Source organism: Mesorhizobium sp. M0239, from assembly GCF_040321815.1.
GTDB lineage: Bacteria > Pseudomonadota > Alphaproteobacteria > Rhizobiales > Rhizobiaceae > Mesorhizobium.
This window is the reverse complement of the sequence record NZ_JAMYSG010000040.1, coordinates 1-13688: the sequence shown is the minus strand read 5'-3', so window position 1 is coordinate 13688 and position 13688 is coordinate 1. Positions and strand designations below refer to the sequence as shown.

Here is a 13688-nt window from a genome sequence, read left to right as displayed (position 1 = left end):
GCTTCAAGGCGCAGCAGCGGCGCAAATTCTGCTCCGCTGCTGCCCATGCGAGTGGGCAATCAGACCGCGATCTTGCCGCCGCCCTGTCTGGTGATGGCGACCACCGACGGCCGCACCGGCATGTCGGGCTTGAAATCGGGCCAGCGCGTCGACAGGTCCTCATAGTAAGAGGGGCGCCCGAACGCTTCCCAGTCCTCTCCGCCGTCGCCCGGATGCTGGACGGCGACGAAGGCGGTCTGGTCGTCGGGCGCAAACAGCGGACCGCACATCTCGGCGCCGATCGGCACGCGGAAGAACAGTTTCGAGGTCGCCCGCGCCGCCCCCTCGGTGTCCACTGCCCACAGGCCATCGGTGCGGCCGGTGGCTTTCGGCCCCTGTCCGTCGGTCGCGACCCAGAGACGCCCGGCCGAATCGACCGCGCAATTGTCGGGCATGCCGAACCAGCCATTGGCCGTCGTTGCTGTCGAGAAGGTGGCGCCGACATCGGCGACCGCCGGATCGCCGCATTTCAGCAGCACTTCCCACTTGCCCTTGGCGGCGGTGAAATCGCCGCCGTCCTCGGCGATTTCGATGATGTGGCCGAAGGCGTTTTCGGCGCGCGGGTTGGCAGCGTCGACCTGGTCGGCCTTGCGCTTCGAATTGTTGGTCAGCATGACATAGACCTTGCCGTTGACGCCATTGGGCTGGACGTCTTCCGGGCGGTCCATCTTGGTGGCGCCGAGCAGGTCGGCGGCGCGGCGCGTCTCGATCAGCACGTCGGCCTGGCTGGCAAAACCGTTTTCAGCCGTCAGCGGCCCCTGGCCGAAGACGATCGGCAGCCATTCGACCGTGCCGTCTTCGGCGAACTTGGCGACATGCAGCGTGCCATCGTCGAGCAGGTCCTTGTTGGCGGCACGATCGTTCGGATTGAACGCGGCCCTGGTCACGAACTTGTAGACATAGTCGAAGCGCTCGTCGTCACCGAGATAGAAGACGACGCGGCCGTCCTTGGCGACGATCGATTCGGCGCCCTCATGCTTGAAGCGGCCCATGGCGGTGCGCTTCCTCGGCGTCGAGGTCGGGTCGTTGACATCGACCTCGACGATCCAGCCGAAGCGGTTGGCTTCGTTGGGTTCCTTGGCGAGGTCGAAACGCTCGTAATGCGCCGCCCATTCATAGGCGCCTTCGGGAATGCCGAGACGCTTGTAGTTCGCGGCTTCCTTGTGGCCTTCCGGCAGCTCGCCGGAAAAATAGCCATGGATGTTCTCCTCGGCCATCACATAGGTGCCCCAGGGCGTGACGCCGCCGGCGCAATTGTTGAACGTGCCGAACACCTTGGTGCCGGACGGATCGGCATTGGTCTTGACGCGGTCATGGCCGGCAACCGGGCCGGACAGCGCCATTTCGGTGTTGGAGGTGATGCGGCGGTTGAGCTTGCCGTCGCGCACCGCCTGCCATTTGCCACCGTCCTTGCGGATCTCGACGATGGTGCCGCCATGGGCGGCCATCTCGACATCGACCTGCTCCTTCGAGAGGGGTGCGACTTCTGCCGACTTCTTGCCGTCCTTTTCGACGATCTTCACGATGCCCGGGAACATCAGATGCGGATTGGTGTATTCGTGGTTGACCACCAGCAGGCCATGTTCGGCCGAGCCGTCGATCGGGATGTAGCCGACATAGTCATTGTTGTAGCCGAACTGTTTGGCCTGGGCCTCGGCCGACTGTTTCGTCGGGTCGAAGTCGGGCGAATCGGCAAACAACGGATCGCCCCAGCGCAGCAGGACATCGGCATCGTAACCCGACGCGACATGGTGCTTGTCGTCGATGCCGGCCTCGAGTTCGTCGAACGCGAAGGCCGAGCCTCCCGCTGCCCTGGCCTCGTCGGCGCTGATCAGCGCCAGCGGGCTGACGGTGGCGGCGATGGCCGAGACGGCCAGCGAGCCCTTGAGGAAGCCGCGGCGCGAGAACCGCGCGGCGATGATCTCGCCCATGGTGCGGTTGTCGGAGGCGTTGATGGCCGGGCCGTCGTTTTCCTCGAGCAGGCTGGTGCGGAATCGGGTGTCGGGGGAGCGAAGGTCAGTCATCGTGGCTTGCCTCTGGCTGTCGGGTGGCTGGAGCGTGGGGTACCTGTTGACCCCCCTTATAATCGCCGGGTCACATTTTCGTGACATCGGGAGACCTTTCAGACGCGACAGGCACTACGCGCAGCGCTGGCTCAGCATTCCCGAAGGCCGTGAGCTGCTCCGGAACCGTCTTTTCGAGAGGAAGGAGACCTTCGGCGGCATGTTTCGCGCGCATCTTACAACGGCGCATGACGTCAGTCGTTGCCAACGGATCAACGGACAAAGCCGGCTCGACAAGTCACCTCCGCCGCCCCCGGCGGAGGTGACTTGATGTTCGGCGTCTGCCGTCGTCAGGCGTCGGGAAAGCGAGTCTCCCGTTTAGCGATGGCGGTCGCGGCGCCGTTCATGCAAAGCTAATGTAGCATAGGCTTGGGACTTTAGTCCAATCTTGCGCTTGCAAAGGTCCTAGTTGACAACCGCAACGGTCGGAGGTCGCTTCCGGGCGCCGCGTCTTTCGGCAATGTTGTTGCACTGCAACGTTGGGGTGGGGCGCGCCGGGCTCAGTCGTCGGAGATCAAAATGCACAGATCGGTCACGACCCGTTGTTGCCGGCTGGCGCTCAAATCGGCAGCGGCGCTGGCGTTGACGATTGCTCCCTACCAAATTGTCCTGGACGGCTCCGTTTCCGGCATCCAGACCGCCAGCGCATATGCCGGCAAAGGTGGCGGCGGCAACGGTGGTGGTGGGAGCGGAGGCAACAGTGGGGGCGGCAACGGCGGCAATTCCGGCGGAGGCAATAGCGGGAACAGCGGCAACGGCAATGGGAATGGCAACAGCGGCAACAGCGGCAAATCAGGATCCAATCAGGGTAAGAGCGGGAGCCATGTCAATGCAAAGACCGGTGACAAGGTCGACGTGACCGACAACAAGATCACGGTCCGGCACCCCGACGGCATAACGGAAAAGCTCGAGAACGGTCGTTTCAGCATGAAGGACGCGCTCGGTCGCACGATCATCGACCGCCAGGCTACCCCGGCCGATGCCAATCGTCTCAAGGCCTTGTGAAGCTGGCCAACAGGCAACGGTCAGCTTTGCACGTCACCTCCGCCGCCCCCCGGCGGAGGTGACCTCGTTTTTGGCCAGCGTCTCGGTTTTCGGCACCGCAATGGCTGCAGTCCCGAGGCGCGACGTGCTTTTGCGCAATCCGGGACGGGAAACCGTTGCGCATTTCCCCGTACCTGGCCTAGAGCAATTCTAGGAAAAGTGTGAAGCGGTTTTCCGTCTAGAATCGCGTCAAAACAAAGAATTAGAGCAGCTCGCCGTTTCCGTGAAACGGTGAAATGCTCTAAGAAGGCCTGTCGCGGTCGCGCAACTCACGCATCATCAAGGCCGCTTCGGTGCGGTTTCGCACATTGAGCTTCGACAGCACCCCGGTCATGTGGTGCTTGACGGTCTTCTCCTGCAGCTCAAGCCGCAAGGCGACTTCCTTGTTGCTCAGCCCCTCCGCCACCAGCCGCAGGATTTCCGTCTGCCGATCGGTGAGCTGCCGCAGCCGTTCCGCAATGCCGTCGGTCGGCTGCTGGGACTGGAGATCCGAAAGCAGCCGGGCCGACAGCGTCGGCGACAGATAGCTTTCGCCGGCTGCAACATTGCGCAGGATGTCGGCGAGCCCGCGCGACCCGACGCCTTTGAGGACATAGCCATTCACCCCTGCGTTCAGCGCCTTTGTCACATCGGCATTGGCCTCCGAAACGGTCAGCATGACGATCTTCTGGGCGGGATGGCTGGCGAGGATGCTTGCGACCGCGGTCAGCCCGCCGCCAGGCATGGAGATATCGAGCAGCAAGATGTCGGGCCGCACCGTCGTGGCGAGGCGTTCGGCATCCTGCGCCGTGGCGCCCTCGCCAACCATCTCGAAGCCCCCGATCTCCGACAGGCTGCGCGTCACACCTTCGCGAAAGAGGGGATGATCGTCGACAATGGCGATGCGGATGGTACCAGTCATGCTTGCTCCTCGACCGACAGACGGATCACCAAACGCGTACCTTGCGGCCCGGTCAAGGTTTCGAACTGTCCGCCAATGCTTTCGACCCGCTCCCTGAGGCCGGCGAGGCCGAGACCCTCGACCCGTGCCGCCGGATCGAAACCCGGCCCGCCGTCCGACACTTCGACAAAAAGCCTGCCACCTTTCATCCCGGCGCTCACTGCCTGATCCTTGCCTAGCCCGTGGCGATAGGCGTTGTTCAGCCCTTCCTGAACGAAACGATAGATGCTGATCTTCTCGGAAGCGCCGGGTTCCGGCAACTGTCCGGCCAGCGTCAGCGTCACCGACGTTCCCGTCCTCTGCTCGTGTTCCTTGACGGCCAGCCGCAGAATGTCGTTTGCGGCAGCCGTCTCGATCTGCGGAAGGACAAGGCCGGTGCAGATGCCGCGTATTTCACGCATCGCATCCTCCAGTGTCTTGCGGATCATCGCGACCTCGGTCGAACGGCTTACGCCCGAATGGCCATCGCTGGAAAATATCGGACTATCCATGCGCAGCGCCGCCAGGGCCACGAGTTGGGCCGGGCCGTCATGGAGGTCGGCGCCGATGCGGCGCAGATATCTTTCGTTGAGCGCGGTGGCGCGGCGAGAGGCCCGTTGCACGCGCAGTCGCAAGGCACTGTTTTGCGCCACCAGACCCTGCAGCTCCGACACCTGGCGGCGCAGCGCCCCACGCTGGTCGTCGATGGTGCGGCTGCCGCGCAGGACGATGCCCGACAGGAGCAGGAATGCCGCCAGGGTCGCGCCGGCCACGATCAGCCAGCTCGACCACAGAGCGGACGCCAGGGTGGCCTGGAAATCGTCGGCGATCTCATAGAACTCGGTGACCGCCACCACCTCGCCCGACCAGGGCTCGCGCACGGGATTGTAGATCTCCAGCAAGGGCAAGCGGGTAGCCTTCTCCTCGCGTTCATCATCATCGAATGTATTGAATTCAGCGACGACGTTGCCTTCGAAGGCGGAACGCAGATTGTCGCTCGGACCGAAGCGGCGGCCGATCAGGGCCGTCTCCTTGGCGTAGAGAACCGTCCCGTCGCGGCGCCAGAGTACGAACGATTCGAGGCGCTTACCAAGCGCGCCCTGGCCAAGCGTCTCGTCCAGCGCCTGCTTGACGGACTCGCTGAGCTCCTGCTCCTTGCGCAAGTCGGGAAGCAGCGGCGCAATCACGCTGTCGACATAAAGGGCCGTCGTGGCGGCCGAATTGCGGATGACGCCGTCCCGGATCTGCGCCGTCACCCAGGTGCCGACCACCAACATGACAGCCAGCAGGCCAAAGCCGCCGGCAATGACGAATTGCAGGGCAAGGGAAAGCTCGCTCCAGCGCCGCACCAGGTTTTGAAAACTGCGAATCATGAGCCCCTGACCGCCCTTCGAACCGACAGATTGGGCGATGGTAGTACTTTGAGCTTCCGGCTTGCCATTGCCAAGAGCTTCGTTTGGTCGAGGTCGCTTGACGTCCCGGCGCGCTTGGGAAACAACGTCCGCGACACACGCGGCGGGAGCCGCTTCGAGAGGGGACGGAGCGTTGAGTTTTTCAGGATTGCTGCAGCTCGGCTTTTCGACGGTCATTTTCCTGCTGGCGGCGACAGCCGCCAAGCAATGGGGCCTGGCGCCGAGCCTTGGCAAGATCGCGCTGACGCTGGCACTCTATTCGCTGGGCAATCTGATCATGCTGCGGCTGATCCGCGAATTCGGCATGTCGGTGTCGTTCAGCCTTTCCGCCGTCATCCAGCTGGTCTCGGTGAACGTCGTGGCACTGGTCTTCTTCGGCGAGCGCGTCAATGCGCTGCAGGCGACCGGGATCATGCTGGCGATCGCAGCGGTGGCGCTGATCACGCTCGGACCCTATCTGCAAGGCCGGCTGTAACGGGCGAATTGCCGATGAAGAACGCCGCGAACGCTTTGCTCAACCGGGTTGAATTCCCGGTGCTGCTGGCCGGCCTGGTCATCGCCGCCGGCCTGTGGGGATTCGAGGAGCTGATGGAGATGGCGCGCGCCACCACGCCGCACGCCTTCGATACCGAAATCCTGCTCGCCTTCCGCCAGGCGGGCCGCCCCGACAGCCCGGTCGGCCCGCTGTGGCTGCAAGGGGCGATGCGCGACATCACCAGCCTCGGCAGCGGCAGCGTGCTGGTGCTGATCGTGACGGCGGTCATCGTGTATCTCCTGCTTATCCGCAGGCCGGCGACCGCCCTTTTCATCTTCGTGGCGGTGGCCGGGGGGCAGGTATTGTCGAGCCTGCTGAAAGCCGGCATCGACCGGCCGCGCCCCGAACTCGTCTCGCATCTCGTCAACGAAACGACGCTGTCTTTTCCGAGCGGCCACGCCATGCTGTCGGCGGTGACCTATCTGACGCTCGGCGCGCTGGCGGCACGCTTCCTGCCCGGTCGAATGACGAAGATCTATGTGCTGTCGCTGGCGGTTCTGACGACGCTGCTGGTTGGCATCAGCCGCATCTATCTTGGCGTCCACTGGCCATCGGACGTGCTTGCCGGCTGGTGCGCGGGCTTCGTCTGGGCGATGCTTTGCTGGCTCGCTGCCCGGGCGTGGCAGCGATGGCGTGGGCAGCACCCGGACGGCGAGACTGGAGACTAGGCCGTAGACTCATAAGCGCGCAGCCACAGGCGCATTGAAGCGAGCTGGACCATAGCGAGGAAGTTGGCGGCGAGCTTGTCGTAGCGGGTGGCGATGCGGCGGAAGTGCTTCAGCTTGGAGAAGAAGCGCTCGATCAGATTGCGCTCGCGGTAGAGCCGTTTGCTGAAGCACGGCTTCCAGCGCCGATTGCTTTTAGGCGGGATGTTGGGCGTTGCACCCTGCTCCTCGATCAAGGAGCGGATGCGATCCGCATCGTAGGCCTTGTCGGCCAGCACGATGGTGCGCGGGCTGAGGTGGTTGAGCAGTTGATCTGCGATCTGACTGTCATGCGCCTGTCCGGCGGTCAGGCCGAGCCGGATGGGGAGCCCTTGCGCATCGACAACGACGTGGATTTTCGTCGTGAGCCCGCCGCGCGATCGACCGAGACAGTGATCTGGCCCCCCTTTTTTGCCGTCGCGGCCTGCTGGTGGGCGCGAACAGAGGTGCTGTCGATCATCTGGATGTCACCGTCGTGCGCGGCGGTGATGGCATCCATCAGCCGGTCCCACACGCCCGCCTTCCGCCATCGCACGAAGCGGTTGTAGCAGGTGGTTCGTGGGCCGTACCGCTCGGGCAGGTCGCGCCACGGCGCACCGGAGCGCAGAACCCAGAAGATGCCATTCATTACACGTCGGTCGTCTACACGCGGCACGCCTCGCACCTTGTTGGGCAGATGCGGCTGGATCACGCCCCATTCGAAGTCGGTCAGGTCATATCGGCTCATGCCGAGCCTGAATCAGATTTAGCAGCAATAAGAAAGCCGCCAGTCGAAAAGACTCCTAGCGAACGCAGTGGTTCACATTGTAAACGCTGTGAATGCCCGGTTCGATCTATGGATTCGTCAAGGAGAAACTGATTTCCCATGGCGTCGATAAGACGCCCGACGGGCTTATTACGATCACGAATCAGTTGGTTTTTCTGGACTTCGTTCGGCTTGAGCGAGCGGTAAGGATTGCTGATTTCAATGCAGTGCAGTCTGCGGTCAAGACAATTGACGAGCGTGTCGCGTCATTGGGAAAGCGGCACCTGATTGTTTTTGCGTACATGTATCTACGCTTTTCTGACGGAACTCCGAAAATGACCCATGCAGATGTTGAGACGGAAGACGGCGGCATATCGAGGTTAGTAGAATATAGACGCGCAGTCACACCAGAGGAGCGGCTTATCGCGGATTGGGGTCGGCTATGGGATGAACGGTTCGGAAAGAGCCTCCTCGGTCTGGTTTACGCTTCAAAACCGTGACCCAACCGGCCACTTTTGAAAGGACCGCTTTTCTATCCTCATAATTCCGCGTTTATGAGTTTACGTCCTAGATCAGCCGGTTGATCAGCCCGTGCCCGCAGCCGGCCGACAGCAAGGCCGCCCACGTCATGAAGGTCTTGAGGATGCTCAACCGCGTTACCCCCTGCCCAGATGGACACCCTAGCGCGCAATCCCGGGAAGTATCTGAAAATGATCGGTCACGCCCGCCCCATTACGTCTCAGAGGTTCATACTAATGCTTGAAACATCACTATGATGGTATTACACCTTACTCCTGCAGACTCAGACGGGGATTGTGGCCGATGATCACTGCCGCGCAGATGCGCGCCGCAAGGGCGCTGGCCGGCATCGATCAGAAGACGCTCGCCGAGCGCGCCGGCGTTTCGCTTCCGACCATCCAGCGCATGGAGGCGAGCGATGGCGTGGTCAGGGGCGTGGTCGACACGCTGATGAAGGTCATCCAGGCTCTCGACGAGGCCGGGGTGGAGCTGATCGGCGAGAACCAGACCAGCGAGCGCGGCGGCCGGGGCGTGCGCCTCAAGCCTGCCGTGCCGCGGGGTCCCAAGGCTGAGCCGGCATAAAGTCGCGACGGCGACCGCCGACAGCCCTGCCGACGATCCCGCCGCCTTTCAGGGTGCGAAAGGCAGTCCATGGATCAGACGCAGCGGGCAGTGCATCAACCGGTCCATAAGTCGGCCCACCGGTTTGGCCACGGGTCGGCCCACGGGTCGGCAAAGCCGACATTTTCCGAATTGTTCACGCCCAAGCTGGTGACGGTCTGGCGCGAGGGCTACACCTTCGCCGACTTCAAGGCGGACGCCATTGCCGGGCTGACGGTCGCCATCGTCGCGCTGCCCTTGTCGATGGCGATCGCGATCGCATCGGGCGTCGCTCCCGAGCGCGGCCTCTACACCTCGATCGTCGGCGGCTTCATCATTTCGGCGCTCGGCGGCAGCCGCTTCCAGATCGGCGGTCCGGCCGGCGCCTTCATCGTCCTGGTGGCAGCGACGGTTGCCCGTGTCGGCATCGATGGGCTGCTTTTGGCAACGATGATGGCAGGGGTCTTCCTGCTCGCCATCGGCTATCTTCGTCTTGGGACATACATCAAGTTCATTCCCTATCCGGTGACGGTCGGCTTCACCGCCGGCATCGCCGTCATCATCTTTTCCGGGCAGATCGTCGAACTGTTCGGGCTGAGGCTTGCCGGCAAGGAGCCCGGACCGCTGGTGTCCAAGTTGATGGCGGTCGCCGAGGCGGCCGGCACCATCAACCCGGCGGCGACCTTGGTGGCGGTGTTGACCCTCGTCACCATCGCCGGCCTGAAGCGCTGGCGGCCGACATGGCCCGCAATGCTCATCGCCATCGGGCTGGCGTCTCTGGTCGTGGCGCTTCTTGCGCTGCCGGCGGAGACGATCGGCACCCGCTTTGGCGGTATCCCGCGCAGCCTGCAAATGCCCGCTCTGCCACCGGTCAGCCTGGACAGGATGATTGACGTGCTGCCGGATGCCATTGCCTTCGCCTTGCTGGGCGCCATCGAATCGCTGCTGTCGGCAGTGGTCGCCGACGGAATGACCGGCCGGCGGCATCGCTCCAACTGCGAACTGGTGGCGCAAGGCTTCGCCAACATCGCGTCCGCCCTGTTCGGCGGCATCTGTGCCACCGGCACCATCGCCCGCACGGCGACCAATGTGCGGGCCGGCGCCCACGGACCGGTTTCGGGCATCGTCCACGCCGCCATCCTGCTCGCTTTGATGCTGGTGGCGGCGCCGCTCGCCAGCTACATCCCGCTCGCCGCCCTTGCCGGCGTGCTGGCCGTCGTGTGCTGGAACATGTTCGAGAAACAGGCCTTCGCCACCTTGCTGCGCACGTCGCGCGGCGACGCGCTGGTGCTGATGGCGACCTTCCTGCTCGTCATCTTCCGCGACCTGACCGAAGGCATCGTCGTCGGCTTCGTGCTGGGGTCGATCCTGTTCATCGACCGCATGGCCAAGTCCATTGCCGTCGAGGCCGATCAGCCGCTGGTGCAGGAGGATGTCGCCGACAGCACCAACGCCTACGATGCCAGCGAGGCTACCGACGCCGACACCGTGGTCTACCGCATCTCCGGCGCTTTCTTCTTCGGCGCCGCGTCGACCGTCGGCACCGTGCTCGACCGCATCGCCGACCAGCGCAAAAACTTCATCCTCGATTGCTCGGCCGTACCGTTCTTCGATTCGACGGCGGCCAACGTCATCGAGGGCGCCGCCCACAAGGCGAAACGCGCCGGCGTCCGCTTCATCATATCAGGTGCCGCGCCGCAGATCCGGCGTATGCTGATCAACCACGGCGTCAAGCGCCCGCTGGTGACCTATGCCGCCTCGATCAAGGATGCGCGGGCGCAGCTGAAAGGGAAGCTGGAGGCAGAGTAGAAATCGGGATTTGCCGGTCGGCGGGCCACACAGGTGTCCGCCGGTTGAACGCAAACGTTTTGGCCCTGGGTTGACTCACGCACGGCGCGACGTGAACGGCCGCTTTGCGCCCTCGTTTCCGCCATTCAGACTATCGTTGCAGCTTCCCGAAAGCTGACGGTCTGCTAAGCCAGCACTAAGGCCTCGAATGGGGTGGTAGCAGGTTACGCCGCCGGTCAGCCCGCTGCCCAACGATAATAGTCGCGTTGATGTCAATGCGAGCCCCAAATATCATGCAAGTACTCCTGGGCTATCCGCCCGGGTGGTCGTGCCACCGTGCGCGGCGATGAACATGGCGACGGCCGACCGGCAATAGGATTCGATTTCGTTGTCGTCCTCTGCTCTCGCCTCATCGAAGCGTGCGATAATCAGGAGATCGGATCCTTTGATAAGCGCGGCAAACAGGCGGGCGGACCGGAGAGGATCGGTCACGTTCAGAACCGCCTTCGCGTGCAACTGACGCAACAGGGCCTCGATTTGGGCGATGACATGGGCGGGGCCGGCTTCGTAATGGAGCTTGCTTAACGACTTTTGATTCGTCTTGTCGGCCATGATCATGGCTTCGACACTGCGGACGTCCGGGTTCAACAGCGTGCGAAGCAGGGATGATCCCACCACCATGAGCTGATCTTCGGCCGAACCGTCGACGCCTTCAAAAAGGGCCTGTGGTGCAAACTGATGGCAGCGGGCCGCGATGGCCGCGCTGAACAGCGCCTCCTTGTTCTCGAAGTGCCGATAGATGCTGAGCTTGGATATCTTCGCTCTCTGGGCGACCTTGTCCAATGTCGTCGCATGAAAACCCAATTCCTCAAAGAGTTCGCACGCGGCGTCGACTATCGTTTGGCCAAGCGCCTCATTGGCGGGCCGGCCGCGCCGGCCCTGGCTGTTTTCGGTCACGACAATTCCAGTCCTTGACAGTATCATAATTCTTGAATTACGATACCACGCAGTGTCAAAAATGTGCAAGCCAGGCCAAGCCATCCCTCATCCACACACGGAGCCCATCACCATGGATGACGTCATCATCATCGGCGGCAGCTTTGCCGGTCTCGCCGCCGCCCTGCAGCTCGGACGTGCCCGCCGCAAGGTCACCGTTCTCGATACCGGCCTGCCGCGCAACCGCTTCGCCGGCCACTCGCATGGTCTGCTCGGCCACGATCACAAGCCACCGCTGGACATCCTGGCCGAAGCGCGGAAGCAACTGGCGCGTTATCCCACGATCAGGCTGGTCAATGGCCGGGCCGACAGCATCTCCGGCACCATCGACGATTTCTCGGTCCTCACTGGCGATGGCGAACGCCTTGGGGCGCGCCGCCTGATCCTGAGTTATGGCGTCGCCGACCAGATGCCGGATGTTCCGGGCTTTGCCGAAAGCTGGGGCACATCCATTGTGCCCTGCCCCTATTGCGATGGCTTTGAAGTCGCCGACCAGCATTGGGGCCTCGTCTGGTCCGGCCCGCCGTCGCACAATTATGTCAGGCTGTACCACGACTGGACCGAAACATTGACGGTCTTCGCCGATGGTCACGACATTTCACCCGATGTTCGAGCCGATCTGGCGCGCCGCAACATACCTATCGTTGATGGCCGGATCGCCGAAATCGCCCATCACCGGGGCCATATCACCACCGTTAATCTCGAGAGCGGCCGCAATGCCGCGGTCGACATCCTGTTCGCGCATCCGCGCAACAAGCCGTCCGCAAGCCTGCATGAATTAGTGGGCCTCGCCACGGTCAATACGCCCCTCGGCATCGCCATCAAGGTCGATGAGCGCCGCGAAACCAGCACAGCCGGCATCTATGCTGCCGGCGATCTTGCGAACCCGGCCATGGCCTCGGTCACCACGGCAATATCGCAAGGCGCGACGGCGGGTATCTCCGCCCAGCAGTCGATGCTGGTTTGAGAACACAGATTCCCCTCTCCGCACCGGTCTCCCTACGTCGTCGCCACCGTCGGCTGCCCGACAATACCAGCCAGTCTGCTGCCGGCCCCAATTGAGCCGTCGGTACGCCCGCAACCCGATGTCCGCTTTCGATGCCTCTCCACTAGAAGCTGACGGACTGCTACCGGCCCAAAGGCGACATCAAAATATCTGCTTGGCAATGTACGCTATTGGCGCTTGGCGGGCCGATCCGGGCGACGTCGTTTACTAGCCACAATAAGAGTTCGAGTTGGCGATCCTCGCCGATGAACGACAGGGGCTGTTGGCGAACGTCTCAGAGATCGGCCCTGAGGCACCGATCATGGCTCTCAGTCGAGCTTCAGCGCAGCCACTTCGCCCTCGTTCATCAACGGCACATAGAGGATCGACTTGCCGTCGGTGCCGATGTCGGCGCTGCCCGGTTTGAAATGCGCCAACGCTTCCGGCGCGCCGCCGGCTTGATAGCGGTAGAGCGTGCCGGTCATGTAGGCGGTGGCGTAGATGGTGTCGCCGATGGCTATGACGCCATCGAGATCGGCGAATTTCTGCGCGCCCGGCAAGGGCGAAACCACCTTGCTGGCGATGTCGACCGACAGCAGCCCACCCGGCTCCGCCGTGCTGAAGTCGGGCTTGATGCCCTTGCCCCAGGAGGCGACGATCAGCCTGTCGCCATCGGCGAAGACGCCGTTGGGCGAAGCCAGCATCGCATCCCTAGCGAACAGTTCCGGTTGTTCGCCGTCGATGCGATAGATCGTGTCGGCCAGCATGTCGGTGACATAGATCTTGCCTGATTGGTCCGATGTCATGTCGTTCAGGAAAACAGCGTTCGGTACCGTGATGCTGGCGACGAGCTTGCCGCTAGCGAGGTCGACGACGCGAACCTTGGTGATGTCGGCGACATAGAGCTTGCCGCCCGCTATCGCCATACCCTTGGGCGCGTCCATGCCGTCGGTCCAGTGCCGGGTGACCGTCCTGCCGTCCACGGACAGCACGCTGAGATAGCCGTTGCCGTCGGCCTCGCCGGGATTGCCTGATATGTTGGAAACGATAAGGCGATTGTTGGCTGCGTCGAACAGTGCCGATTCCGGTTGTTCGAGGCCGGTGGCGCGCCAGAGTTCTCCAGCCTCGGCGGCAGGCGCGGCTGCGATGCCGATGACGGCGAGAAAGGCTGATGTGACGAGGGTGTTCATGGCTGCTCTCCTGTGATGACGGCGGAGAGCTATGATTTTCGATACTCCGGAAAGGCCGATAACCGCTAGAGCGATTCCTATTTTGAGAGAATCGTAGGATTCCCAAAGCCGGATGTTTGTGATTCAAGATGCTGGCTGGATTGGAGGCC

12 protein-coding genes and 1 pseudogene are annotated in these 13688 nt (G+C 62.9%); 7 read left to right on the top strand and 6 right to left on the bottom strand.

All coding sequences use genetic code 11. The features are described 5' to 3' along the window. Positions 1-59: 59 nt before the first annotated feature. The gene (locus NKI99_RS29930) at positions 60-2063 is read right to left on the bottom strand and encodes a PhoX family protein (protein WP_352613145.1); all 2004 of its coding nucleotides are present in this window, start codon (positions 2061-2063) and stop codon (positions 60-62) included. Positions 2064-2621: 558 nt separating this feature from the next. On the opposite strand from NKI99_RS29930, the gene NKI99_RS29925 reads away from it, so the two are divergent. After that, positions 2622-3107 carry a hypothetical protein gene (locus tag NKI99_RS29925; protein ID WP_352613144.1) on the top strand — a complete coding sequence of 162 codons (486 nt, stop codon included), beginning with the start codon at positions 2622-2624 and terminating at the stop codon, positions 3105-3107. Positions 3108-3387: 280 nt separating this feature from the next. Here NKI99_RS29925 and NKI99_RS29920 read toward each other — a convergent pair whose 3' ends face one another. Together NKI99_RS29920 and NKI99_RS29915 are read right to left on the bottom strand one after the other, a co-directional pair. After that, positions 3388-4047 (bottom strand): response regulator, encoded by a 660-nt coding sequence (locus NKI99_RS29920; RefSeq protein ID WP_023813468.1) that lies wholly within the window; start codon positions 4045-4047, stop codon positions 3388-3390. Then, a complete protein-coding gene (locus NKI99_RS29915; RefSeq protein ID WP_023813469.1) occupies positions 4044-5438 on the bottom strand; it encodes a sensor histidine kinase in 1395 nt (464 codons plus the stop codon). The genes NKI99_RS29920 and NKI99_RS29915 overlap by 4 nt, the downstream gene beginning before the upstream one ends. A gap of 172 nt (positions 5439-5610) precedes the next feature. Between NKI99_RS29915 and NKI99_RS29910 the strand changes: the two genes are divergently transcribed. Then, a complete protein-coding gene (locus tag NKI99_RS29910) occupies positions 5611-5952 on the top strand; it encodes a hypothetical protein (RefSeq protein ID WP_013528672.1) in 342 nt (113 codons plus the stop codon). Between the two features lie 14 nt (positions 5953-5966). After that, complete coding sequence (locus NKI99_RS29905) at positions 5967-6680, top strand: phosphatase PAP2 family protein (protein ID WP_352613142.1); 714 nt, start codon at positions 5967-5969, stop codon at positions 6678-6680. On the opposite strand, the pseudogene NKI99_RS29900 reads toward NKI99_RS29905, so the two are convergent. Continuing rightward, a pseudogene (locus NKI99_RS29900) lies at positions 6677-7443 on the bottom strand (IS5 family transposase). The gene NKI99_RS29905 and the pseudogene NKI99_RS29900 sit on opposite strands and share 4 nt — an antisense overlap. Positions 7444-7535: 92 nt before the next feature. Here NKI99_RS29900 and NKI99_RS29895 point away from each other — a divergent pair. The 3 genes from NKI99_RS29895 (at position 7536) to NKI99_RS29885 (ending at position 10389) form a co-directional block, all read left to right on the top strand. Next, entirely contained in the window at positions 7536-7961 is a 426-nt protein-coding gene (locus NKI99_RS29895) for a hypothetical protein (RefSeq protein WP_352613140.1), read from the top strand. Positions 7962-8283: 322 nt separating this feature from the next. Next, positions 8284-8562 (top strand): helix-turn-helix domain-containing protein, encoded by a 279-nt coding sequence (locus NKI99_RS29890; protein WP_023813472.1) that lies wholly within the window; start codon positions 8284-8286, stop codon positions 8560-8562. Between the two features lie 69 nt (positions 8563-8631). Beyond that, a complete protein-coding gene (locus tag NKI99_RS29885; RefSeq protein ID WP_352613138.1) occupies positions 8632-10389 on the top strand; it encodes a SulP family inorganic anion transporter in 1758 nt (585 codons plus the stop codon). Between the two features lie 270 nt (positions 10390-10659). Here the strand turns inward: NKI99_RS29885 and NKI99_RS29880 are convergent, their stop codons facing one another. Further along, positions 10660-11331, bottom strand: coding sequence for a TetR/AcrR family transcriptional regulator (locus NKI99_RS29880; RefSeq protein ID WP_502895366.1), 672 nt, complete (start codon positions 11329-11331; stop codon positions 10660-10662). Between the two features lie 106 nt (positions 11332-11437). On the opposite strand from NKI99_RS29880, the gene NKI99_RS29875 reads away from it, so the two are divergent. Beyond that, a complete protein-coding gene (locus tag NKI99_RS29875; protein WP_352613136.1) occupies positions 11438-12331 on the top strand; it encodes an NAD(P)/FAD-dependent oxidoreductase in 894 nt (297 codons plus the stop codon). A 347-nt stretch (positions 12332-12678) separates the two neighbouring features. Here the strand turns inward: NKI99_RS29875 and NKI99_RS29870 are convergent, their stop codons facing one another. Beyond that, positions 12679-13539: an SMP-30/gluconolactonase/LRE family protein gene (locus NKI99_RS29870; protein ID WP_352613134.1), complete on the bottom strand. Its 861-nt coding sequence runs from the start codon at positions 13537-13539 to the stop codon at positions 12679-12681. Positions 13540-13688 lie beyond the last annotated feature (149 nt).